At 63.3% G+C, this 23,169-nt stretch carries 24 protein-coding genes; 10 read left to right on the top strand and 14 right to left on the bottom strand.

Annotation, left to right across the window (positions count from 1 at the left end):
- The first annotated feature begins 99 nt into the window (after positions 1-99).
- Complete coding sequence (locus ACE3OA_RS03420) at positions 100-330, top strand: DUF4169 family protein (RefSeq protein ID WP_374307884.1); 231 nt, start codon at positions 100-102, stop codon at positions 328-330.
- Here the strand turns inward: ACE3OA_RS03420 and ACE3OA_RS03415 are convergent.
- Both ACE3OA_RS03415 and ACE3OA_RS03410 read right to left on the bottom strand, forming a co-directional pair.
- Positions 321-1,649: an MgtC/SapB family protein gene (locus ACE3OA_RS03415; protein WP_374307882.1), complete on the bottom strand. Its 1,329-nt coding sequence runs from the start codon at positions 1,647-1,649 to the stop codon at positions 321-323. The two genes, ACE3OA_RS03420 and ACE3OA_RS03415, sit on opposite strands and share 10 nt — an antisense overlap.
- A gap of 11 nt (positions 1,650-1,660) precedes the next feature.
- Positions 1,661-2,380, bottom strand: coding sequence for a COQ9 family protein (locus ACE3OA_RS03410; RefSeq protein WP_374307880.1), 720 nt, complete (start codon positions 2,378-2,380; stop codon positions 1,661-1,663).
- A 203-nt stretch (positions 2,381-2,583) separates the two neighbouring features.
- Here ACE3OA_RS03410 and ACE3OA_RS03405 point away from each other — a divergent pair, with 203 nt between their 5' ends.
- Positions 2,584-2,904, top strand: coding sequence for a hypothetical protein (locus ACE3OA_RS03405; protein WP_374307878.1), 321 nt, complete (start codon positions 2,584-2,586; stop codon positions 2,902-2,904).
- A gap of 40 nt (positions 2,905-2,944) precedes the next feature.
- Here ACE3OA_RS03405 and ACE3OA_RS03400 read toward each other — a convergent pair whose 3' ends face one another.
- Complete coding sequence (locus ACE3OA_RS03400; protein ID WP_374307876.1) at positions 2,945-3,502, bottom strand: peptide deformylase; 558 nt, start codon at positions 3,500-3,502, stop codon at positions 2,945-2,947.
- Between the two features lie 208 nt (positions 3,503-3,710).
- Between ACE3OA_RS03400 and rpsU the strand changes: the two genes are divergently transcribed.
- Both rpsU and ACE3OA_RS03390 read left to right on the top strand, forming a co-directional pair.
- The gene (gene rpsU / locus ACE3OA_RS03395; RefSeq protein WP_320499157.1) at positions 3,711-3,914 is read left to right on the top strand and encodes a 30S ribosomal protein S21; all 204 of its coding nucleotides are present in this window, start codon (positions 3,711-3,713) and stop codon (positions 3,912-3,914) included.
- A 291-nt stretch (positions 3,915-4,205) separates the two neighbouring features.
- A complete protein-coding gene (locus ACE3OA_RS03390; RefSeq protein WP_374307874.1) occupies positions 4,206-4,688 on the top strand; it encodes a PAS domain-containing protein in 483 nt (160 codons plus the stop codon).
- Between the two features lie 37 nt (positions 4,689-4,725).
- Here the strand turns inward: ACE3OA_RS03390 and ACE3OA_RS03385 are convergent, their stop codons facing one another.
- The 6 genes from ACE3OA_RS03385 to ACE3OA_RS03360 all read right to left on the bottom strand — a co-directional run bounded on the left by ACE3OA_RS03385 (position 4,726) and on the right by ACE3OA_RS03360 (position 10,548).
- Positions 4,726-5,760 (bottom strand): S66 peptidase family protein, encoded by a 1,035-nt coding sequence (locus ACE3OA_RS03385; RefSeq protein WP_374307872.1) that lies wholly within the window; start codon positions 5,758-5,760, stop codon positions 4,726-4,728.
- Complete coding sequence (locus ACE3OA_RS03380; RefSeq protein ID WP_374307869.1) at positions 5,748-5,969, bottom strand: hypothetical protein; 222 nt, start codon at positions 5,967-5,969, stop codon at positions 5,748-5,750. Before ACE3OA_RS03380 ends, ACE3OA_RS03385 begins: the two co-directional genes overlap by 13 nt.
- A gap of 143 nt (positions 5,970-6,112) precedes the next feature.
- On the bottom strand, positions 6,113-7,468 hold the full coding sequence (locus ACE3OA_RS03375; protein ID WP_374309206.1) for an NAD(P)(+) transhydrogenase (Re/Si-specific) subunit beta: 1,356 nt from the start codon (positions 7,466-7,468) through the stop codon (positions 6,113-6,115).
- A gap of 55 nt (positions 7,469-7,523) precedes the next feature.
- A complete protein-coding gene (locus tag ACE3OA_RS03370) occupies positions 7,524-7,871 on the bottom strand; it encodes an NAD(P) transhydrogenase subunit alpha (protein WP_374307867.1) in 348 nt (115 codons plus the stop codon).
- A gap of 11 nt (positions 7,872-7,882) precedes the next feature.
- Complete coding sequence (locus tag ACE3OA_RS03365; protein WP_374307865.1) at positions 7,883-9,028, bottom strand: Re/Si-specific NAD(P)(+) transhydrogenase subunit alpha; 1,146 nt, start codon at positions 9,026-9,028, stop codon at positions 7,883-7,885.
- A 161-nt stretch (positions 9,029-9,189) separates the two neighbouring features.
- Positions 9,190-10,548, bottom strand: coding sequence for an ABC1 kinase family protein (locus ACE3OA_RS03360; protein WP_374307863.1), 1,359 nt, complete (start codon positions 10,546-10,548; stop codon positions 9,190-9,192).
- 191 nt (positions 10,549-10,739) lie between these two features.
- Here ACE3OA_RS03360 and ACE3OA_RS03355 point away from each other — a divergent pair, with 191 nt between their 5' ends.
- Entirely contained in the window at positions 10,740-12,716 is a 1,977-nt protein-coding gene (locus ACE3OA_RS03355; RefSeq protein ID WP_374307860.1) for a methyl-accepting chemotaxis protein, read from the top strand.
- Positions 12,717-12,722: 6 nt separating this feature from the next.
- Here the strand turns inward: ACE3OA_RS03355 and ACE3OA_RS03350 are convergent, their stop codons facing one another.
- The 5 genes from ACE3OA_RS03350 to ACE3OA_RS03330 all read right to left on the bottom strand — a co-directional run bounded on the left by ACE3OA_RS03350 (position 12,723) and on the right by ACE3OA_RS03330 (position 18,581).
- Positions 12,723-14,252 (bottom strand): trimethylamine methyltransferase family protein, encoded by a 1,530-nt coding sequence (locus ACE3OA_RS03350; protein WP_374307858.1) that lies wholly within the window; start codon positions 14,250-14,252, stop codon positions 12,723-12,725.
- Between the two features lie 10 nt (positions 14,253-14,262).
- A complete protein-coding gene (locus tag ACE3OA_RS03345; RefSeq protein WP_374307855.1) occupies positions 14,263-16,329 on the bottom strand; it encodes an FAD-dependent oxidoreductase in 2,067 nt (688 codons plus the stop codon).
- Positions 16,330-16,413: 84 nt separating this feature from the next.
- Complete coding sequence (locus ACE3OA_RS03340) at positions 16,414-17,241, bottom strand: serine protease (RefSeq protein WP_374307853.1); 828 nt, start codon at positions 17,239-17,241, stop codon at positions 16,414-16,416.
- 3 nt (positions 17,242-17,244) lie between these two features.
- Positions 17,245-18,057, bottom strand: a complete 813-nt coding sequence (locus tag ACE3OA_RS03335; protein WP_374307851.1) for a serine protease — start codon at positions 18,055-18,057, stop codon at positions 17,245-17,247.
- A 50-nt stretch (positions 18,058-18,107) separates the two neighbouring features.
- Positions 18,108-18,581 (bottom strand): Rrf2 family transcriptional regulator, encoded by a 474-nt coding sequence (locus tag ACE3OA_RS03330; protein WP_374307849.1) that lies wholly within the window; start codon positions 18,579-18,581, stop codon positions 18,108-18,110.
- A gap of 207 nt (positions 18,582-18,788) precedes the next feature.
- Between ACE3OA_RS03330 and pyrF the strand changes: the two genes are divergently transcribed.
- From pyrF to trpA, 5 genes are all read left to right on the top strand, one after another.
- Positions 18,789-19,523 carry an orotidine-5'-phosphate decarboxylase gene (gene pyrF, locus ACE3OA_RS03325; protein WP_374307847.1) on the top strand — a complete coding sequence of 245 codons (735 nt, stop codon included), beginning with the start codon at positions 18,789-18,791 and terminating at the stop codon, positions 19,521-19,523.
- 28 nt (positions 19,524-19,551) lie between these two features.
- Positions 19,552-20,346 carry a hypothetical protein gene (locus tag ACE3OA_RS03320; protein WP_374307845.1) on the top strand — a complete coding sequence of 265 codons (795 nt, stop codon included), beginning with the start codon at positions 19,552-19,554 and terminating at the stop codon, positions 20,344-20,346.
- The gene (locus ACE3OA_RS03315) at positions 20,346-20,993 is read left to right on the top strand and encodes a phosphoribosylanthranilate isomerase (RefSeq protein ID WP_374307843.1); all 648 of its coding nucleotides are present in this window, start codon (positions 20,346-20,348) and stop codon (positions 20,991-20,993) included. Before ACE3OA_RS03320 ends, ACE3OA_RS03315 begins: the two co-directional genes overlap by 1 nt.
- 117 nt (positions 20,994-21,110) lie before the next feature.
- Entirely contained in the window at positions 21,111-22,337 is a 1,227-nt protein-coding gene (gene trpB, locus ACE3OA_RS03310) for a tryptophan synthase subunit beta (protein ID WP_374307841.1), read from the top strand.
- Positions 22,334-23,161, top strand: coding sequence for a tryptophan synthase subunit alpha (gene trpA / locus ACE3OA_RS03305; RefSeq protein ID WP_374307839.1), 828 nt, complete (start codon positions 22,334-22,336; stop codon positions 23,159-23,161). The genes trpB and trpA overlap by 4 nt, the downstream gene beginning before the upstream one ends.
- Positions 23,162-23,169: the final 8 nt, after the last annotated feature.

The following is a 23,169-nucleotide window of genomic DNA, read 5'->3' as shown; positions in this document are numbered from 1 at the left end:
ACTTGAATGCGGGCTGAGTTGTGCCCATTATCACCTTTCAAGTGAAGGTGGGGCAAGGTTCCCGTAATTTCCCCCGGATGACAGTTCCGTGAGGTCGAATTGGCCGAAATCGTCAATCTCAACCGCTTCAAGAAGGCAAAGTTGCGCGAATCGGAGGATCGTCAGGCGGCGGAGAACCGTGTCCGATTCGGCCGCAGCGGGACCGAAAAGGCTAATGACCGGCGCGAAGCGGAGCGACGGGCGCGACTGCTGGCCGGCAAGGAGCTGGCCGGCAAGGAGTTGACTGGCAAGGAGCCGACTGGTCCCGCTGAAGAAGACGATCAGAAATAAGCCTGTGCCACCGCCGCAGCGGCGGCCACGACGACCATCGCCGACATCGCACCGATGGTCCAGCGCGCGAAGATGCCACCCGCGCGGGCGGCAATGACCCCCTTCACCATCGCATTCGATGCCACCGCCAAAAGGATGGCGATTGCGGATCCTGTCAGCGCCTCGCCGCCCATATTGGCGTGCTTGGCGACCGAGAGTGTGATGGCATCGACGTCGGCAAGGCCCGCGATCAAGGACAGGACATAAAGCCCCGCATCGCCGAAGTGATCGCTCAGGAATCGCTCGAGCAGCAGAATGACCGTGAGCAGCAGCGCGAATTTGATGGCTTCGACCAGCTCAAACGGGTTGGCGACGGCGACCTCGTCCTTCAGGACCGGCGTCTTGCGGGTGTTGTACCAGATGAAGGCGACGCAAACGCCGGCGACCACCGCAGCAAGACCAAGCGGCAGCAACAGAGCCAAAGCAAGTTTCGGCGCAAGGATTGCCGCCAGGATCAGGACGCGGACCGCCATCACGACATTGGCAAGAATGGTGCCTGAGGCAAAGATGCGCCCCTGCGCCGGCGCCGTCCCGGCAAGGCGGGCGAATGAAACGGTCGTCGCCGTCGACGAAACCATGCCGCCGAAGAACCCGGTCGCCAGCACGCCGGTCGCCGCCCCGAGGGCGCGAATGGCGAAATAGCCGATGAAGGACATGGCCGAGATCAGCACCACCATCAGCCAGGTGTTGCGCGGATTGAGCACCGCATAGGGGCCATAGCCCTGGTCCGGCAGGACCGGCAGGATCACCAGCGAGATGACGAGGAAGCGCACCGTCGCCTTCAATTCCTCCGGCGTCAGCTTGCCCACCAGCGCATGGATGGTGGCCTTGAGATAAAGCAGGGCCAGCACGATGACGGCACAGGCGACCGCGAGTTCGATGGCACCGGTCGTCGCCATGACACCCAGCAGCAACGTCACCAGGGCCGCAACCAGCGTGGTCATGTCCTCGGCCAGGGTGACGGTGCCCTTGCCCGCTTCTTTGCGCCGATCGTTTGCCAGCAGGAGCGCCATCGCCAGCATGGTGGCCGGCACGAGCCAGGCGCCGACCGCGCCCTGCAAGGCACCTGCGAGACCACCCAGCAAGCCCATCAGCCCGAAGGTACGGATGCCGATCCGGTCGTGTTCGTCGCCATCCAGCTTGCGCCATTCGCGCTCGAGCCCGATGAGGAGCCCGATCGCCAGCGCCACCAGCAGCTCGGTGGCAAGGCGCAGATCGAGATGCGTGAATTCGAGATTGATCGCCGCCGCCCCGACCTGGCTTGTTGCGTCGGCTTCCATGAGCTGACGCCTCAGGCCCGGCGCCGGCGGCGCAGGCGCATGCCGAGGGGGAGCGCTTCGCCACCCGCTGGCCCCGCACCGCGCTGCAGGAAGTGCAGCGGATTGGGCAGGCGACCGAGTGCCGCGCGCATCTGGCCCTTCACCTGGGGAATCTTCATGACCTCGTCGATCCGCCGGTCGAGGAAGGCCCAGGTGGCGGCATGCCCATCGCTCTTATCGTTCAGCCAATAAAGCAGCGTCGCCGAATAGACCGCGGCCAAGATGGCGCGCTTGGTGTAGAAACTGAAATCCGTCGACTTGTCGCCGACCGCCAGCCAGATCGCATCGACAGTCCCGTAAAGTAGCTTAGGGCCGAGGGCGCCGTTCTCGGGCAACATCAGGAAGGATAGCCCGGCGCGGACCGCTTCGCGTTGCGGGCTCACCAGTTCCAGTCGCAGGCGCACAGCCCGGGTGATGCGGTCACGCATGCGACCACCGGCCGCCGCTTCCAGCGCGCATTGATCGATCATCGCTTGGTCATGGCGGCGATGGTTATAGGCCAGCACCTCGGCCATGCCGCCGGGAAAGGCGTTGAGAGCCCGCGCCAGATCGATTCCGGCATCCGCCGCGCCGGCCTTGAAGGCGGCATCGGACCAGCCGTCGAACTGGACATGCGGCATGACGGCATCGACCAGCTTGTCGCGATCGGCCTGCCAGTCATAATCGCCCTGATCTTTCGCCACTTCAGTCACCCAAACGCTCCTCGCGAAACCTCAAGCTTGAACCTGGGCCCAGTCTGCCACGCCGGGCGCCCGATCGCCACCTTTCCCGGCCCTGTGTGCGCTTGTGACCTTGTTCACAGGTGCGGCAAACCCCATCGCGCCCCCTCTCGACGGATGGGCATGGACACGACGTCCATGACCCGCAACCCGATCCTTACCAGAGGAGAACGACCATGAAGACCAGCACGCTGTTTATCCTTGCCGCCCTCGCCGGGCTCGCCACTTTCGCCAGCCCGGCCGCGGCCGAAAGCCAGCGCGGCTATACCTGCCGCTCCGGCTCGGTGACGATTACCTCGCTGACGCCCTGTTATGCGACGACCTATGGCATCACGGTGCCCGGGATCGATGGGGCGAAGGATAAAGGCAGCAAGAACGCCGATGGCCCCGGAAATGGCAATGGGGGCAAGAAAGGTGGCGGCTTCGGCGGTCCGAAGGACCTCAAGGACAAGCCCAAGGGCGGTGGCTTCGGTGGGCCGAAGGATCTCAAATCCTAAGCTGCGAAGGGAGCCGAGGCGGCAATCTCCGCTTCGGTCCTCAGTCTTCCGCTTGCCTGTCCTCAAAACGGCGCAGTTCCTCGACGAAGCCCAAGCTCGACATGTCGCGCATGCGCATCGGATAGAGAATGCCGTCGAGGTGGTCGCATTCATGCTGCACGACCCGGGCATGAAAGCCCGACGCCTCGCGTTCGATGACGCTGCCGTCCGGCGCCAGCGCCCGGTAGCGGATGTGCCGGAAGCGCGGCACCATGCCGGCAAGCCCCGGCACGGAGAGGCAGGCCTCCAGCCCGTCGATCTGCTCGTCGGAAAGGGGCTGGATTTCCGGGTTGATGAGCGCCGTGAGCGGCACGCCGGCCGGCACTTCGCCGTCCGTCCCGTCTTCCCGGGCGAGTCTCGCGCCGGGAACATGGAAGATGACCACCCGCAGCGGCACATGAACCTGGGGGGCGGCCAGCCCGGCCCCGCCTATATCTGACAGGGTATCCAGCATATCATTGATAAGTTTATGTATTTCTGGCGCCGTGGGGTCCAAAACAGGTGCTGCGACGCGTTTCAGGACCGGGTGCCCCATACGGGCGATTTTCAGGATGGCCATCGGCTCTTCTTTCCTTGCACGGAGGGAATATGGCCATAAAACAGGGGTTTAGGAAGGGGTGAGCGGCCTTTAAAATGAGTCGCCAGGGCTTCACAAGCCGCTTTCCCTGTGGTAGAGCATGCGCCGAGCCGGGCTTCCCACTGGAGTGCCCGAAAAGGTTATTTGTTTTTGATGCTACTCCAATCGGCGAAAGGAGCCGTGGTAAACCGTGCAAGTTCTCGTCCGTGACAACAATGTCGATCAGGCCCTGCGCGCGCTCAAAAAGAAGATGCAGCGCGAAGGGATTTTCCGGGAAATGAAGATGCGTCGTAACTATGAGAAGCCGTCCGAGCGCAAGGCGCGCGAGCAGGCTGAAGCAGTGCGCCGCTACCGGAAGCTGATGCGCAAGCGCATGGAGCGCGAGGGCTTCTAGTCCCGCCTTCCGGTCGCCCCTCCGGCGACCCAGATCGACGAGAGAACGCATGATATCGCCCCGCTGGCTCCGCCGGCGGGGCGATGCCTTTTGGCGCCCTCGGCTAGAGCCGCGAGCCGGGCGCCGCTCTTGACCTAAGTAGATGAATAACCAAAATGTTCTTGTTTTGTTTCACGTGAAACAGTGATCTACGACTAATTGTCTGATGCTTATAGCTTGCACCTTTGCCAGGATGACAATTGTTGGGGCAGGATCATATGCCGATACGGCTGTAGCTGGGGACAGAGGGGCATGGAGCAGGCGATCACCGATCAGCTGCCGGACTGGTTTGAACGTGCCGGGGAGAATGTGCGCCAGCTCTACACATACTGGCGGGGCAAATGCCGCGGCGGATCTTTGCCGAGCCGCGCCGACATCGACCCCACCGAAATTCCCCGCCTCCTCCCCTATCTCACCATCGTCGAAGTGGTTCCCGACAACCGGCGCTATGTCTATCGCCTGGTAGGCACCAAGGAGGTCGAGATCCGCGGCCAGGATCCCACCGGCAAATCCGTGGCCGAGGCCTATTACGGCCCGTCGATCGAAGAGGCCTATGCATCCTACGACCGCACCATCCTTGCCGCTCAGCCCCACTACGACGATTCGCCCTTCGTCGGCCCCGGCGGTCGCTACAATGACGATGAAATGCTTTTCCTGCCCTTGTCCGACGACGGGCAGAATGTGACGCGCATCCTGGTGATCTCACAATCCTCGCTGACGCCGGATTTTGCCTGAGGCCGAACTTTACCTGACCGCGCCAGCCGCGCTGCGCTTAAGCGAGCCAGCTTTCCGTTAGTTCGAGAGATTTGGCGGCGCAGTCCAATCGGGCGCGCACGCCCAGCGGCAGCACGAATTGCGGATCGGTGTGGCCGACATCCATGCTCGACATGATGGGCATATCGCGGCGGCCGAATTCCCCGCCAATAACGTCGACAAGGACGCGGTCGAGCGCCAGCTTGGCGGCATCATCATAGCGGGCGGCGCGCCCGACCATCAGGCCGGCGATGCGCTGCCAGATGCCTTGCCGGCCCCAACCGCGCAGCATCTCTGCCACCAGCTCCGGCCCCGGCGCCTCCTCGGAGGTTTCCAGGAACAGGAGGCGGTCGTTCCAGAAATCATCCTGCGGCCAGAACGCGCTCGTCTGCAGTCCCTCGAAGACATCGAGGCAACCGCCGAAGAGACGGCCTTCGACAACCCCCTCGCCCTGCAGCAGGCGCCAGCCTTCATGCGCGCGCGGTTCGTTGACCTGGCCGGCCTTCGCCTCCTGCCGCCAATCGGGATAGCCGTCGCTGTAGGCGGCATAAGGCTGGTAGCGATAGTGCGCCACCGGGCGAAACAGCATCTCCTTCACATGGGCCGCGTAATCGGGCATCGCCGCCATCTGCGCAAAGCCCGCCATCACGGAAGGGCCGTGCAGGGTGACGAGACCCAGGCGCTGGCAGAAGGTGTGCAGCGTGCTGGTATCGGAATAGCCCATCAGGATCTTCGGGTTCGCAGCGATGATGCCGGCATCGAGATAGGGGAGAATGCGATGGCTGTCATCGCCGCCGATCGCAGCGATGATCGCCTTGATGCTGGGATCGGCGAAGGCGCGGTTGATGTCGGCCGCACGCAGCTGCGGTTTCGCGGCAAGCTCCGCCGCCGCCATGCGCGCCGTCGGATATTCCACCACTTGCAAGCCCCAGCGCTGCAGCAGCCCGATGCCCAACTCGTAGATATGCGGAAATACACTCGGCCCGCCCCAGGAAGGCGAGACGATGGCAACGGAATCATCGATGTGCAGGCGTTCGGGTTTTACGATTTCCATCGCACCAATTTGTCAGGACTTGCCGCCGTGAACAAGCCCGTGCCGAGGCCATAGAGCCCGCCGGGCAGCGCGCCGTATTCGACCTCGACCAATTGCCGCCAATCTGGCGCGGTCCAGCCGCGGAAGCGGGCGATGCGGCTGCCCAGGGCTTCGACGTCGGCGCGGCAATTGATGCGCTCAAGCGCCAGCAAACCCGCTGGCTGCAACATCAGTCCCGCACCAACCGGCCGCGATTCCGGGACGCGTTCATAAATGATGGGCCCGTGGCCGGCATCAGCCAAAAAACAAGCGGCTGCGAGACCTGCCGGTCCGCAGCCGCTGATGGCAATCTCAAGCTTGCGCAAAGCGGCGATTAGTGCCCGAAGGCCTTCACCACATCCTCGCACATCTTCTTGGCATCGCCGAACAGCATCATGGTGTTCGAGCGGAAGAAGAGCTCGTTGTCGACACCGGCATAGCCCGAGGCCATGGAGCGCTTGATGAAGAGCACGGTCTTCGCTTGCTCGACATCGAGGATCGGCATGCCGAAGATCGGGCTTTTGGGGTCGGTCTTCGCCGCCGGGTTGGTGACGTCGTTGGCGCCGATGACGAAGGCGACGTCGGCCTGGGCGAAGTCGCGGTTGATGTCCTCGAGCTCAAACACCTCGTCATAGGGGACGTTGGCCTCGGCGAGCAGCACGTTCATATGCCCCGGCATGCGGCCCGCCACCGGATGGATGGCGTAGGAAACCTTGACGCCTTCCTTCTTGAGGAGATCGGCCATCTCACGCAGGGCATGCTGCGCCTGCGCCACCGCCATGCCGTAGCCCGGCACGATGATGACGCTGGCCGCGTTCTTCATGATGAAGGCCGCGTCATCGGCGCTGCCGGCCTTCACCGGCCGGTCCGCCGCCTTCGCCCCGCCCGCCGCTGCGGCACTACCGGAATCGGTACCGAAGCCGCCGAGGATGACGTTGAAGATCGAGCGGTTCATGCCCTTGCACATGATGTAGCTGAGGATGGCACCCGACGAACCCACCAGCGCGCCCGTGACGATGAGCAGCGGGTTGGAAAGAGTGAAGCCGATGCCGCAGGCTGCCCAACCGGAATAGCTGTTCAGCATCGAGACGACGACCGGCATGTCGGCGCCGCCGATGGGCAGAATGACCAGAAAGCCCAGCACCAGCGACACGACAACCAGCGCCCAGAACAAGGGCTGCGACTGGCCGAGGATCAGCGCCACGATCAGTGCGACGATGGCGATCCCCAAGGCCGCATTGAGCAAATGCTGCCCCTTGAAGACCAAAGGCGCGCCTGAGACGAGGCCCTGCAATTTGGCGAAGGCCACGATCGAGCCGGTGAAGGTGATGGCACCGATGGCGACACCGAGACCCATTTCAATGAGGCTGCCCGGATGGATGTCGCCAGGCATGCCGATATGGAATTCCGCCGGGGCATAGAAGGCAGCACCGGCCACGGCGACAGCGGCAAGACCGACGAGGCTGTGGAAGGCCGCCACCAGCTGCGGCAGCGCCGTCATCTGGATGCGCTGGGCGATGACGGCGCCGACGGCGCCACCGATCACGAGGGCGATGATGATGCCGACATAAGAGCTGGCCGCGACACTGGGCAGGGCCAGGGTCGTGCCGATGGCGATCACCATGCCGACGACGCCAAAGCGCAAACCGCCTTGCGAGGTGGCGGGACTGGAGAGCCCGCGCAGGGACATGATGAAGCAGACCGAGGCGATGAGATAAAGGAAGGCGGCGAGATTCTGGCTCACGTTATTTGCCCCCCTTGGTGTCTTTTTTCTTGAACATCGACAGCATGCGGTAGGTCACCAGGAACCCGCCGAAGATGTTGACGGCTGCCAACGCGACGGCCACCAGCCCCATGCCCTGGCTGATGCCGAAGGCGGCCGCCCCCGAGGCGATCAGCGCCCCCACGATGATCACCGAGGAGATGGCGTTGGTGACGGCCATCAAGGGTGAATGCAAGGCTGGCGTCACCCGCCACACCACGTAATAGCCGACGAAGCAGGCAAGTACGAAGACGGTGAAGAGCTGCACGAAAGGTACGTGGTCCGCCGGCGCTATGGTCGCAGCGACATCGGCCATTGTTGTCTCATCCATGGCGGATCCCCTTAAGCCTGAAAGTTGGGATGGATCACCTGGCCGCCCTTGGTGAGGGCAACGCCTTTGACGATCTCATCTTCCCAATTCACTTTGAGCTGCTTGCTCTCTTTGTCGATCAGCAGCGTCACGAAATTGAGCAGGTTCTTGGCATAGAGCGCCGTTGCGTCGGCAGCGAGGCGGCTCGGCACATTGGCATGCCCGACCAGCTTGACGCCGAACTTCTCGACCACCTGCCCCAATTCGGTGAGCGGGCAATTGCCGCCCTGCTCCACAGCGAGATCGACGATGACCGAGCCCGGCTTCATCGATTTTACCATCTCCTCGGTCACCAGCACCGGCGCCTTGCGGCCGGGAATGAGCGCCGTGGTGATGACGATGTCCTGCTTCTTGATCGTCTCGGCGATGAGGGCCGCCTGCTTGGCCTGATAGGCTTCCGACATGGGCTTGGCGTAGCCCGCCGCCGTTTCGGCCTGTTTGAACTCCTCATCCTCGACGGCAACAAAGGTGGCGCCGAGCGAGGCCACCTGTTCCTTCGAGGCCGGCCGCACATCGGTCGCGGAGACGATGGCGCCGAGGCGACGGGCGGTGGCGATGGCTTGGAGCCCCGCGACACCGGCGCCCATCACCAGCACACGGGCCGGGGCAACCGTGCCAGCCGCCGTCATCATCATCGGGAAGGCCCGGTTGTATTCGGCGGCCGCATCGATCACCGCCTTGTAGCCGGCGAGATTGGCCTGGGAGGAGAGCACGTCCATCGACTGCGCGCGCGTGATGCGCGGGACCAGTTCCATGGCCATGGCGTCGATGCCGGCGCCGGCATAGGCGGCGAGGGATTCCTTGGCGCCGTAGGGATTGAGGATGGCAATGAGCGTGGTGCCCTTGGCAAGTTTCCCCAACTCGTCATTGCCTTCGGCCGCATGCATCGGCCGCTGCACCTTGAGCACGATATCGGCACCGGCCACGGTCGCGGCCGCATCGGGTGCGATCTTGGCCCCGGCCGCCTCGAAAGCCGCGTCGAGGATGGACGCCGCGATGCCGGCCCCCGCCTCCACCACGACCTCGGCACCAAGGGCGATATATTTCTTCACCGTCTCCGGCGTGGCGGCGCAGCGCTTCTCAGCCGCGCGGCGCTCTTTCAGAATGCCGATCTTCATGCGCTCCCCAATCTGGCCTTACGGCTCTAAACCGTTGAACCGGTTGTGATTATCGACGGGAATCGAGCGCAGACAGGATTGCGCCTCACCCAACCCCCAAGCGGGGCCAAGATTGCCGGGGGAAAATCCTATGCGCAAGCGGGATTAGGCTGTCGCGGGACTTACAGTCCAACCTGCTTCAGCGCGGCCTTCTGCCGCATGGCGAGCGCCTTCACGTCGAAGTCGCGGATGAGGTCGTGGAAGAGTTGGTACCAGTTGATCTCGGCCTTCAGATGCAGGAAGACCGAGCCCAGGCCGATGGCGGCGCGGTCCATGAAGACGAACTCCTTTGGCGGCGTCACGGGACCCAAGCGGCGGAGATCGGCATGGACGTTCTCGGCTACCTCGCGGCCATAAATTCCGCTCTCCGCTTCCTGGATCTTGCGCGTGCGGTCTTCGAGCAGGGGGCCGTAGACGAATTTGGCCCAGCGGTTGAGGACATCGATCACGTCCTTGTTGAGGCCCTTGAAGCCCCAGCTTTCGTAGGCATGCACCGCCATGTCCCGGTCACCGCGTTCGAGAGCCCAATAGAGATCGATGACGCCTTTCACGAACTTCGCCTCGAAGATGCGGATGCAGCCGAAATCCATCAGGTTGACGGCGCCCTGGTCCTTGGCGCCCTTCGGCCGCACGGTGTAGTTCCCGAGATGCGGATCGCCATGGATGACGCCGTATTCGTAGAACGGCACATACCAGGCGCGGAACATGTTGTAGGCGACCTGGTTGCGCAAGGTCACCGAGGGCTTCTTCTCCAGAAAGCTCATCAGCGGCTCGCCCTCGATCCAGGTCATGGTGAGGAGGCGTTTGGTCGTGAGGTCGGCGACGGGTTGCGGGAGATGGACCTCCTTCTCCTTCGCCAGCATCAGGCGGTAGAGCGCCATCGCCTTGGCCTCGCGCGCGTAGTCCAGTTCCTCGCGCAGGCGGTCGGCGATCTCGCTGTGGATATGCTCGGTGGCGATGGCGCGGTCATAGCGCTCATAGAGGCGGAAGATCAGTTTAAGCTGCGATAGGTCCGCTTCGACCGCCGATTGCATGTCCGGGTATTGCAGCTTGCAGGCAAGCTGCGCACCCTCCAGCGAGACGGCACGGTGCACCTGGCCGAGCGAGGCCGCCGCGGCCGCCTCATGACCGAATTCCTTGAAGCGCTTCTGCCAGTCGGGACCGAGTTCGGCGGCCATGCGGCGTTTCACGAAGGGCCAGCCCATGGCCGGGGCATTTGCCTGCAGCTGGCGCAACTCCTCGACATATTCCTTAGGGAGCGCGTCAGGGATGGTGGACATTATCTGCGCCACCTTCATCAGCGGCCCCTTCAAGCCACCGAGCGCTGCCTTCAAATCGGAGGCATGCTCGCCCTTGTCGACCTTGATCCCCAGATAGCGCTGGCCGGCCACGCGCGCGGCAAGACCGCCCATGGCGCGCCCGACCTTGGCATAGCGCTTCACGCGACCGGAAAGGGTATTTGCTTCGGTATCCTTCGCCATCAGGTTCTCTACGAGATCGTCTTGGGGTTCGGATCATAGCGGCAATGCTAGGACGAAGTGTCCTCGAATAGGAGTGAAAACCAGCAAACCACTAGGGGTGTTTTAATCAAATCTCCGCTATCCTGACAGCAATGAAGCGCATCTGACGTCGCCGCCGATTGATACCGCAACGGTTCGAGGGGGGAATAACGATGACAATGGACGCCTCAGCCCGTAAGGCGGGCTTCAGCTTCAAATTCATTCACAAGATCCTGCTGGCGGCCACGGCGGTCATCGTTGCGGCCTTCGCGGCCTTCACCTATTTCATCGATATCCAGCAGAGCGCCAGCATCCGCCAGACATTGGAAAGCCGGCTCGGTGAAGTCGGGCAATTGACCGCCAACAGCATTTCAAACTGGCTGGGCGGCCGCCTGCTCCTCGTCGAGGCGACGGCACAAACGGTCGCCGGCGATGCATCGCAAGCCAATGTCGACCGGACGGTGGCCCAGAAGACTCTCAACGACAGTTTCATGTTCACCTATTTCGGCAGCGCCGAGGGTGTCATGACCATGTCGCCGCCGGATGAATTGCCCCCCGACTACGACCCGCGCAAGCGCCCCTGGTACACCGATGCCATCGCCACGAAGGCCAGCACGCTTACCGAACCCTATCAGGATGCGTCGACCGGCAAACTGATCGTTACCGTGGCGACGCCCGTCGTCGCCGGCGGCAAGGAATTGGGCGTGGTCGGCGGCGATCTCGACATCACGACACTGGCCGAGATCGTCAACACGCTGAAACTGGGCGATATCGGCTATGCCTTCCTGGTCAATGGCGAGGGCGTCGTCATCGCGCACCCCAACAAGGATTTCACCTTGAAACCGCTGGCGGAGGTCTTTCCGGGCAATCCGCCCAGCATCGGCGAAGGGATCAGCGAAGTCACCCTGGCGGAAGGCGAGCGGCTGTTCGCTTTCACGCCGATCCCCGGCTTGCCGACCGTGAAATGGTATGTCGGCCTCGCCATCGACAAGGACAAGGCCTATGCGAGCCTTTCCGCCTTCCGCCGGACCGCGATCTACACGACGGTGCTCGCCGTCGTCGTGATCCTGGTGCTGCTCGGCCTGCTCATCCGGCAACTGGTCTCGAAGCCGGTGGTCGGCATGACCGATGCCATGAAGCGGCTGGCGGATGGCGATAAGTCCATCGTTGTACCGGGTGAAGGTCGGCGCGACGAGATCGGCGCCATGTCGGCCGCGGTCACCGTCTTCAAGAACAACGCCATCGAGATGGAACGGCTGGCCGCCGAACAGGAGCGCGCCAAGGCGCGTGCCGCCGAGGAACAGCGCGCGGCGCTCCACAGCATGGCCGATCTGTTCGAGACCAGCGTCGGCAGCATCGTCGGGTCGGTCGCTCATGCGGCGAGCGAAATGCAGAACGCCGCGCGCGGCCTGTCGGCCACGGCCGCGGAAACCAACACGCGCGCGGTAGCCGTTTCGGCCGCCGCCGCCGAGACGACCAGCAGCGTGCAGAGCGTCGCCGCGGCGGCGGAAGAGCTGGCGGCGTCGATCACCGAGATCGGACGGCAGGTTTCGCATTCCACCAAGATCGCCGGCGATGCCGTGAGCGGTGTCGACCGCACCAATGCGACGGTCAAAAGCCTTGCCCAAGCGGCACAGCGCATTGGCGAGGTGGTGAGCCTCATCCAGAGCATCGCCTCGCAAACCAACCTCCTGGCGCTCAACGCCACGATCGAGGCGGCGCGCGCCGGCGAATCCGGCAAAGGCTTCACCGTGGTGGCGTCAGAGGTGAAAGCATTGGCCAACCAGACCGAAGGGGCCACTGGCGAAATCAGCAACCAGATCTCCGCCATTCAGAACGTGTCGAGCGACGCCGTGAAGGCCATGGACGGCATCAGCGGCATCATCCAGACGATCAACGAGATCGCCAGCGCCATCGCTGCGGCGGTGGAGCAGCAGGGTGCGGCCACGCAGGAAATCGCGGGCGCCGTACAACAGGCCGCCGACGGCACCAATGAGGTCTCGACCAATGTCGCCGCCGTGACACAGGCTTCGGGCATGGTGGGCGAAGCCGCCGGGCAGCTGCTCAATTCGGCCAGCGAGCTATCGACCCTGGCCGGTCAGTTGCGGCAGGAGGTGCAGACCTTCCTCGGCAAGGTACGGACGACCTAAGCGCCGTCAAGCGCTCTTGCGGTGAATCTCTTCCTTGCGCCGGGCGACGAAGGCTTCCAGTTCCTCGCGGATGGCGGGGTCGAGCGGCGGTTCCTCATAGGTCCGCAGCAGGTCCTTCCAGATCGCGTTGGCGCGCTCGGTGCCGGTTTTGGCGCCGGCCTCCGACCAGGTCTCGAAATTGCGCCAGTCGGACAGCATCGGTTCGTAGAAGGCGCGATCGAACCGGGCCAGCGTGTGTTGGGCACCGAAGAAGTGGCCGCCCGGGCCCACCTCCTCCATCGCGCTGAAAGCGAGATTATCTTCATCGATCTTCAGGGGGTCGAGGAAGGAGCGCATCAGCTGCAGCATCTCGGCATCGAGGATCAGTTTTTCGAACGAGGCAGTGAGCCCCCCTTCCAGCCAGCCGGCGGCGTGCTCGATGAGGTTGACCCCGCCCATGATCGTGCTCCACAGCGACATGCCGCTTTCATAGGCCGCCTGCACGTCGACGCAGTTCGATGCCGTGACATTTGAGGAGCGGAATGGGATGTTGTAGCGGCGCGCCAGCTGGCCCGATGCCAGCTGCGCCTTGGCGTATTCCGGTGTGCCGAAGGCAGGGGCGCCCGTGCGCATGTCGACATTGGAGGTGAAGCCGCCATACATGACGGGGGCGCCCGGCGCCACGATCTGCGACAGGGCAATCAGCGCCAACGCTTCGGCATTCTGCTGGGCAAGTGCCCCGGCGATGGTGACGGGGCTCATGGCACCCGACAGCGTGAAGGGCGTCATCGCCACCGGCTGGCCGGCCCGTGCCATGGCGCAAAGCCCCTCGCCCATCGGGATATCGAGGCGCAAGGGCGAGTTGGAGTTGACGATGGTGAGGGTGGCCGGATTGGCGCGCAACTGGTCCCGCGTCTGTCCGAGGGCGATCGCCAGCATGTCGATCGCATCCTCGACCCGGTACCCGCCCAGCGCCCAGCATTGCCAGTTCTTGTCCGTATAGCGGATGGCGGCAAGATAGAAATCGAGATGGCGCGAATCCGCCGGCAGATCGGTCGGCTCGCAGGGGCAGCCGCCCTCCTGGTGGATGACATTGAGGCTCTGCACGACCTTGATGTAGTCGCACATGTCCTGGTAGTTGCCGGCGCGCCGGCCCCGATCGATATCATGCGCAAAGGCGGGACCGCCGGTCGCGGCAAAGATCATGCTGCCATCGCCGACCGTCAGGTTCTTGGCCGGATCGCGCGCCTGCAATGTAAAACGCGACGGCACGGTCCTGATCTTTTCCTCGACCATAGCCGGATCGAAGCGAACGCGCTGGTTGCTCTCGTCCACCGTGGCGCCCGCGGCCTTCAGGAGCGCGCGGCTTTCATCATGCATGACCTCCATCCCGATCTCCGAGAGAAGCCGCAGGGAGGCATGATGGATCGATTCCAGTTCGTCAGAACTCAGGAGGGCGATCGGTGGATAGCGATTGGTCACATTGGCAAAGGGCATCTGCCGCGGGCCGCCGCCGACCACCCGGCGCTCGCGGCGCCTCGCCGTTTCCCGCGTCATGGCATTCCCCCTATTTCACGAAAACGAGTTCGCGCTTGAACGGGAACTGATCTGGATCGATCACCTCGCCGAACTCGCGCGCCGCCTTGTGGCCAGCATAGACAGCATGCACGATGGCGCCCGGCACATCGGCATCACCGATATTCTTCAAGGTGAGGATGCCGGCTTGCGCCCGCGCCGGCTCATCCACCTTGAGGTCGAGGAAGAGCGCGTCATTCGACTGGCGCGATGTGACGCTGACCAGCGTCGCTGCTTCGATCCGCTTCTCAGCGCCGCTGTAATTGCAGGCGAAGACGGCATGATCGCCCTTCCAGTCGCTGAGGCGATGGGTGAGGACGAGCTTGATGCCGAGCTTGATCAGCTTGACCTGCACCTTGAACTGCTCGTCGGTATAGAGCGACCAGCTCGCCACATCGAGGCCGGGCGTCACATAGGTGACATTGCACCCGGCAAGACGCAGTTTTTCGGCGATGACGGCGGCCATGTAATATTGATCGTCGTCATAAACGATGACGTCGCCCGAGACCTCTTTGCCGGCCATGATGTCGTCGGGTGTCAGCACATTGGCGCTGTCCATGCCGGGAACAGCGGTCCAGTTATTGTGCCCCACCCCATCGCGCCGCCAGGTGGCGCCGGTCGCCAGGATGATATGCTTGTAGCCGGCCTCGAGCAGTGCTGCCTTGTCCATGCGGCTTTCGCGGAAGATCTCGATATTGGAGAGCTTGGCGATCTGGCCCAGGCGGTAGTCGCGCACGCGCACCCAGTTGGACAGCGTCGGCAGCTTTGGCTCGTGATTGAGACGCCCGCCAAGCTCGCGCGATGCATCTGCGAGCGCCACGTCATAACCGCGCTTGGCAAGGCTCATGGCACATTCGAGACCGGCGGGCCCCGCGCCGACGATCAGCACGGGATCCTCGGCATGGCCCCGTTTCGGGTTCATGATCTCCGGATGCCAGCCACGGCGATATTCCTCGCCCATGGTCGGATTCTGCGTGCAGCGGATGGGGACGCCGGTGTTGTTCTGGGCGCGGCAGATGTTGCAGCCGATGCATTCGCGAATGTCTTCCTCGCGCCCTTCGTTGATCTTCAGCGGGATGAAGGGATCGGCGATTGAGGGCCTGGCCGCACCGATGAAATCGAGAATGCCGCGCTTCACCTGATCGACCATCGTATCGGGCGAGGTGAAGCGACCGACCCCCACCACCGGCTTGGTGGTAAGCTTCTTGACGAAGCCGGTGAATTTTTCCTGATGCGCCTCGGGGCCGAAGCGCGATGACAGGGAATCATTGTCAACATAGGAGACGTTGACGTCCCAGAGATCGGGAAGCTCGGCCAGCAGCCGGATGACGGCCTCGCCCTCCTCCGCCGCCTGTACGCCTTCAGGGCCCATCAGTTCGTCGACGGCGAGGCGGACAGCGACGGCACAGGTATCGCCGACCGCATCCTTGGTCTCCTCGATCATCTCGCGCAGCAGGCGGGCGCGGTTCTCGATCGGTCCGCCATATTCGTCGCTGCGCTGGTTCCAGCGCTTTGTGATGAACTGGAACGGCAGATAGCCGTGGCCGGCATAGACATAGACGATATCGAAACCAGCACGCTGCGCGCGCTTGGCGGCCTGGACCTGCCATTTCCGCAGGTTGCGGATGTCTTCCTTGTCCATCGCGCGGGTCTGCATCGGGAAGACCGCGTGCTGGGTGGAACCCGAGGGCGAGAGCGGCGTCTCGCGGCTCCAGCGATTGGGGCTGTGATTGCCGCCATGCCACAGTTCGACGCCGGCGAGCGCCCCATGGCGCTTGATTTTCTCGACGGTCAGCGACTGGGTCTTGACGTCATTCTCGTCCCAAAGCGCGCAGAGGCGATAGGGAGCGTCTTCCGACGACCAGTGCATCGAGCAATATTCAGTGTTGACCACACCCCAAAGGCCTTCCGATTTCAGTTCGCGCAGGCGCGAGACGGAATGCGGCAGGTCGTAACCCATGCCGGTGCAATGCGGCACCTGGTAGAAGCGGTTGCGTGCCGTCACCGGCCCGATCTTCACCGGCTCGAAGAGGATGTCGTAGCGAGGATTGCGCGGCACCGATAGTCTCCCTGGCAGCTAGCTGATCCAAGCTGTATACAGGTTGACCGAGACTGTCAATCTAGGCTTAGGGCGCTGTTCCGATTAAGGAAAGGAGCCTTCACCTGTCGGAGGCGGCAGTTCCAGGAAGCTGACCAAACCGGCGCCGAGATAGGGCGCCACACGGCTGGAATTCACCGCGTAGGAAAGTCCCAGCGTCTTGCGCATGCCGAAGCCGGTGAAGACGCCGACCAATTGCGGTTTGCCGGCGCCGTCCAGCAGGATCATCGGCCCACCGCTGTCGCCGATGCGAATGATGCAGGTCGTGATCAGCATGCCAGTTTCGTAGATCGGCGTCATATCCTTTGGGTTGACGATGCCGCATTTGGCATGCTGCTTCAGCACCTTCATCGCGCCATAGCCATAGCCGGCGGTGAACAGCCGGTCGCCGCGGTTGATCCGCGCCATGATCTCAGCAGCACTCAGTTGCGCAATCGGGATCGGAGCAACGCCGGTGACGGCCGGGGCGACGCCGACCAAGGCCCAATCCGCTGCGACCTGTTCGGGCCGCTCAAGATGTCCTTCCTGGATGGCGCCCCCTTGCGCGCGCAGACTGATACCCGTGACCGCCGGCAGGTCCGGCTTCGCCCCGAAATTGGGCAGGAACTGCAGCTTCGTAGGCGGCGTGGCGCCCGCATGCTGGTGCAGGCAATGCGAGGCGGTGAGGATGACGGCCGGCGACACCAGGATGGCGGTACAGGGCTGGGCGCCGGCTATTTCGAGCTTGCCGATCGCGGCCGTCCAGGGCGTTTCGACCGGCTTGGCGATTTGCGGCGGGGGCACGGACACGCGCTCGGCACAGCCGGCGAGTCCCAAAGCCAGCAGGCCTGAAAGAACCAGCCAGCGACACAATGCGGGAAAGCCCGGACGCATCGCTCAGGGGGCCGAGTTGGCGGTGGTTTCTTCGCTGATCTTGTCGGCGAAATAGACCGATGCGGGACCGAAGCTGGAGAAATCCTTGCCGCCATGGGCGCCCCAGAAATTCGTCACGACGCCGATCACATGATGTTCGCCACTGGGATCGGTGAGGAGGATCGGCCCGCCGCTGTCGCCGGGAATGACGTCGCAGCTGTTGACGATGACGTCATGGCCGGTATCAAGGATTTCCTCGGCATCGCGGATGAGATCGCAATCGTCGCGCATCTGCAGGCGCTTGCCGGAAAAGGCGCCATAGACGCCATAGCCGGCATGCGACAGGGTGGCCCCCTTGCCCATGCGCTTGTAAATGCCGTCGACGTCGATCTTCTCGATCTTGAGTGGCGTCACGAAATCGACCGCCGGCGAAATGCGCAAGGCCGCCCAATCATCCTTCGGCGCGCCGCGCAGCTTGCCGCTGGAATCAGGCGTGATCGGCCAGCCCATGGCAATGACCGCGGTGACCTTGACCGGCTTCAAGCGCTCGCGCCCCACATCGAGGGCCGGGGTGAAGGTGAAGTCCGTGATCTTGGCCTCGTTGCCCCGCCCATAAAGGCAGTGTGATGCCGTCAGGATGACGTCCGGCTTGATCAGCGTTGCCGAGCAGGAGCCGTCCTCGGCATCCAGCCGCCCGATCGCCGCCGACCAGGGCAGCGGACCGCTCGGCCGGTCGACGGTGCGGATGGGCGTTGCGCAGGCAGCGAGAAGCATCGCCAGCAGCACGCAAAAGAGAGATCTCGCCACTGGCTTGTCATTGCGATGAAGGCTCGGCATGGGCTCCTCAGATATGCTCTGGCATCTTGATGGTTCTGGCATCTTGGCCATCACGAACGGATTGCCGGCCGCCGGCGGGCGTCATCTTCGATCGAGATGGACAGCAGGCCGGCGAGGTTGCGGCGTTCCTTCATCATGTCGGCCAGCGTATAGCGATCGAGCACCGCCATGAAAGCCTCCAGCGCCTCGGCAAGAACGCTGGTGAGGCCACAGACGGGGGCAATCGGGCAGGTGTTGTGCTCGATGTCGAAGCACTCGACGATGGTCAGATTGCCTTCCATCTGCCGGACCGTCGCACCGATGTTGATATCGGCCGGGCGCCGGTTGAGGCGCATGCCGCCGCCGCGGCCGCGCACCGTGTCGATGATGCCGAGGCGGCCGAGCTTGTGAACAACCTTGGTCAGATGACTTTCCGAAATGCCGTAGGAGGCGGCAATTTCTTCGATCGTGGCGAGGTCGCCCTCGCGAACGCCAAGATAGATCAGGGTGCGTAGCGCATAGTCCGAGAATTGTGTCAGTTGCATTCGAGCATCCCGAATTTACCTGATAGGTTATCGTCCCCTTAAGAATGCAGCTTATCGCCTTGCAGCGGCGGTTAAAAGGCCGCAGTCGGGGCCTGAGTCGAACCTAAAATACTGAAAATCAGGGGGAATTGGCGGCGGTGGGTGACGTTCTAACTATTATAGGCTAAAAGCCTGCCATTAAATCGGATCGGCGCAAGGAGAAATCGCGTGGGCAGCAAAGGACAGGTTCTGGCGGCACTCGATACCGTTTCAGTCAACGAGGCGGTCGATTGGGCGCACAAACTGGACGGAGCCGTCGCCGGACTGAAGCTCGGGCTGGAATTCTATTTGGCCAATGGTCAGCTGGGCTATCGGCGCATCTCCGCCACCGGCATGCCCATCTTCCTCGATCTCAAGCTGCATGACATTCCGAACACCGTGGCCGGCGCCTTACGCGCGATCGTTCCGCTGCAGCCTTCTATCCTGACCGTCCATGCCGGCGGCGGCCTCGCCATGATGAAGGCGGCGCGGGAGTCGGCCGCCGAGAATGCCGACAAGCTGAACCTCAAACGCCCGCGCATCGTTGGTGTCACCGTGCTGACCTCGCTCGACGACAAGGACCTGGCCGCGGTTGGTCAGTCGGCGCCGGTAAGCGACCAGGTGAAGCGCCTCGCCGAGCTGGCGCGGAGCGCTGGGCTCGATGGCGTGGTCTGCTCGCCGCATGAAATCGAGACCCTGCGCCGCGATCTCGGGGAGGAGTTTCTGCTGGTGGTGCCTGGTGTCCGTCCCGCCTGGGCGGAAAGCGGCGACCAGAAGCGGGTGCGCGCACCCGGCGATGCCGCCCTGGCCGGCGCCGATTACCTGGTGATCGGCCGGCCGATCACCCAAGCGCCCGATCAGCGCGACGCCGCCAGCCGCATCGCGCTCGAAATCGGCGCCGCCTTGGGGCAAAAAGCCGGTTGACCTTCATCTGGACAGACTGACCGACACCATGATTGCCACTCGTCAGCCCGATCTGCAGCCACTCGCTCTGGCCATTGCCGCTTACCGCCGCAGCTGGGCCGAGCGCGATGACCTGTTGCGCCTGGGCGTCGTGCCCTTCATCCCGCTCTATTTCCTGTTCCGCGTTCTGGAGGGGGTCCAGAACCGTATGTTTATCGAAATGCAGATGGGCGCAAACGCCGACCCGAACCTGATGTTCGAAGCGATTCTGCAAATGACGACGATCGGTCTCGGCCTCATCGTCGTCATCGGCTTTTTCAGCGTGAATTGGATACGGCAGATGACGCTAGGGCGAGCCGCAGCACCCGGCCTCGGCCTCAATATCGGCCAGCGCCATTTTCTCTTCGCCTTGGTCATGCTGGCGCTGGTGATTGCTGCCTTCGGGGCGTCGCTGGTCGTCAGCGTGGTGTTTTCACTGCTTGGCCTCACGCAGCTTGCCTTGCTGATTTCCATGCTGGTGATGGTGATCGGCTACCTGACGCTGCTCACCCGATTGTCACCGAGTTGGATCGGCATCGCCCTCGACGCGCCGATGCCGCTCAAGACAGCCTGGCGGCGCACTGCGGGACAGGGTGGCCGCCTGGTTGGGGCGCTGATGCTGACGGCGCTGCCCGCTTTCGCGGCGCAGTCGATGCTTGTTGCGCTGTTTCAGGGCCTTGGCCTGCTGGAAGCAGCGCCGCTCGCCTTCAGCGTGCTTTCCTCCTTCATTTCGCTCGCTTATATGGCAGTGCAGCTCAATCTGTTCGTACTAGCCTATCCGCGTTTCGTCTCGGAGATCGTGTGATGCCCGTCGACGTGAAAATCTGCGGCCTGAAGACGCCGGCCGCGGTGCAGGCCGCCGTCGATGGCGGCGCGGCCATGCTTGGGTTCAATTTCTATGCGAGGAGTTCGCGCTGTGTGACGCCGGCGCTTGCCGCGGCACTCGGTCAATTGGTTCCCGCGCATATCGTCAAGGTCGGATTGGTCGTCGATGCGGATGATGCCGAGATCGCCGAGATCCTTGCCGAAGCCAAGCTCGACATGCTGCAACTCCATGGCAGCGAAACCGTGGCGCGGACCGCCGAGGTCAGACGCCGTTTCGGCCTGCCCGTCATGAAGGCAATCAGCGTGTCCGATGCGGCCGACATTGCCGCGGCCCGGACGTATGAATCCGTAGCCGACATGCTGCTATTCGATGCCAAGCCGCCCAAAGCCATGAAGGACGCCCTGCCGGGCGGCAATGCCCTGTCCTTCGACTGGTCGCTGCTCAAAGGGCAGAGCTTCTCGAAGCCCTGGTTGCTGGCCGGCGGGCTCAATGCCGGGAACGTCGCGGAGGCGGTGCGCGAGACCGGGGCCAAGGCAGTTGACCTTTCCTCCGGGGTGGAGGATCGCCCTGGCGAGAAAAATATTAGCAAAATCAAAGAGTTCCTGGAGCTTGCCCTGGCCCTCTGAACGGATGGCTGGCGGCGTTAGGGCTTTGACCTTTGGCGTCCGCTATGGTTGATTGCGCCCGTCGAGCGAATCCCTTGGTTTTGATCTGATTTTCCTGCCTTTCGGAGCGCAAATCCCGTGACCACAGCCGCTGCCACCCCACCCAATTCCTATCGCACCGGGCCCGACGAACATGGCCGGTTCGGCATTTTCGGTGGCCGTTTCGTCGCGGAAACGCTGATGCCCCTCATCCTGGAGGTGGAGGCCGCCTATAACGCCGCCAAGGCCGATCCGAAATTCGCCGAGGAAATGGAATATTACCGCGCCCATTACATCGGCCGGCCGAGCCCGCTTTATTTCGCCGAGCGCCTCTCACGCGAGTTGGGCGGTGCCAAGATCTATATGAAGCGGGACGAACTCAACCACACGGGCTCGCACAAGATCAACAATTGCATGGGCCAGATCCTTTTGGCCAAGCGCATGGGCAAGACGCGCATCATCGCCGAAACAGGCGCCGGCCAGCATGGGGTGGCGACCGCCACCGTCTGCGCGCTCTTCAACCTGCCCTGCACGGTCTATATGGGCGCCACCGACATCGCCCGCCAGCAGCCCAATGTGTTCCGCATGAAGCTGCTGGGTGCCGAGGTCATTCCGGTCCATAGCGGCACGGCGACCCTGAAGGATGCGATGAACGAGGCCTTGCGCGACTGGGTCGCCAATGTCGAGAACACCTTCTACATCATCGGCACGGCGGCGGGCCCACACCCCTACCCCTCGATGGTGCGCGATTTCCAATCGGTGATCGGCGTCGAAACCAAGGAGCAGATGCTGGCCGCCGAAGGGCGCCTGCCCAACACGCTGGTCGCCTGCATCGGCGGCGGATCGAACGCTATCGGCCTGTTCCATCCCTTCCTCGACGACCGCGAGGTCGAGATCATCGGTGTCGAGGCGGGCGGCGACGGGGTCGAGACCGGACGCCATGCGGCCTCGCTCACTGGTGGCCGCCCTGGCGTGCTGCACGGCAACCGCACCTATCTGCTGCAGGACGATGACGGCCAGATCATCGACGCCCATTCCATTTCGGCCGGTCTCGACTATCCCGGCATCGGGCCGGAGCATTCATGGCTCCATGAAATGAAGCGCGTGCAATATGTCTCGGCCACCGACCAGGAAGCGCTCGACGCCTTCCAATTGCTGGCCAAGGTCGAAGGCATCATTCCGGCGCTGGAGCCAGCCCATGCGCTGGCCTATGTGCGCAAGCTGGCGCCGACCCGGCCCAAGGACCATATCATCGTCATGAATTTGTGCGGTCGCGGCGACAAGGACATCTTCGCCGTCGCCGAACGCCTGGGAACCAAACTATGAGCACGCGTATCGAACGCCGCTTCGCCGAGTTGAAGGCGGCCAAGCGGGGTGGCCTGGTCGTTTTCGTGACCGCCGGCGACCCCACCTATGAGGTCTCGCGCGAGATCGTCCTTGCTCTGCCCAATGCCGGGGCCGACGTGATCGAGCTTGGCATGCCTTTCACCGACCCGATGGCTGACGGCCCGGCCATCCAGGCTTCGTCGCTGCGGGCGCTGAAGAACGGTCAGAACATGAAGAAAACGCTGAGCCTGGTGCGCGAGTTCCGCGCCAAGGATCAGGCGACGCCGATAGTGCTGATGGGCTATTACAACCCGATCTATTCCTACGGCGTCGACAAGTTCCTGGTGGATGCCAATGCCGCCGGGGTTGATGGACTGATCGTGGTCGATCTGCCGCCGGAGGAAGACGAGGAATTGTGCCTGCCGGCCATGAAGTCGGGCATCAACTTCATCCGCCTCGCCACGCCGACCACTGACGACAAGCGCTTGCCGACCGTGCTCAACAACACGTCCGGCTTCGTCTATTATGTCTCGATCATGGGCATCACCGGAACGCGCGCGGCATCCGATGTCGACATCACGGCGGCGGTTGGACGGCTGAAGCGCCATACCGACCTGCCCATCGCCGTGGGTTTCGGCATCTCGACGCCGGAACGCGCCGCGGCCGTCGCCAAGGTCGCGGATGCGGCCGTGGTCGGTTCTGCTGTTGTCAACAAGATCGCCGCGGCACTGGATGCCGATGGCCGTCCCGGACCGCATGCCGCGCAAGCGGCGCTTGATCTCGTGAAGAGCTTGGCCGCCGGCGTCCGCGCCGCGCGCGCTTGATCGGAGAA

It is taken from the genome of Dongia sp. (genome assembly GCF_041906375.1).
GTDB lineage: Bacteria > Pseudomonadota > Alphaproteobacteria > Dongiales > Dongiaceae > Dongia.
This window is presented reverse-complemented; position numbering and strand designations above follow the sequence as displayed.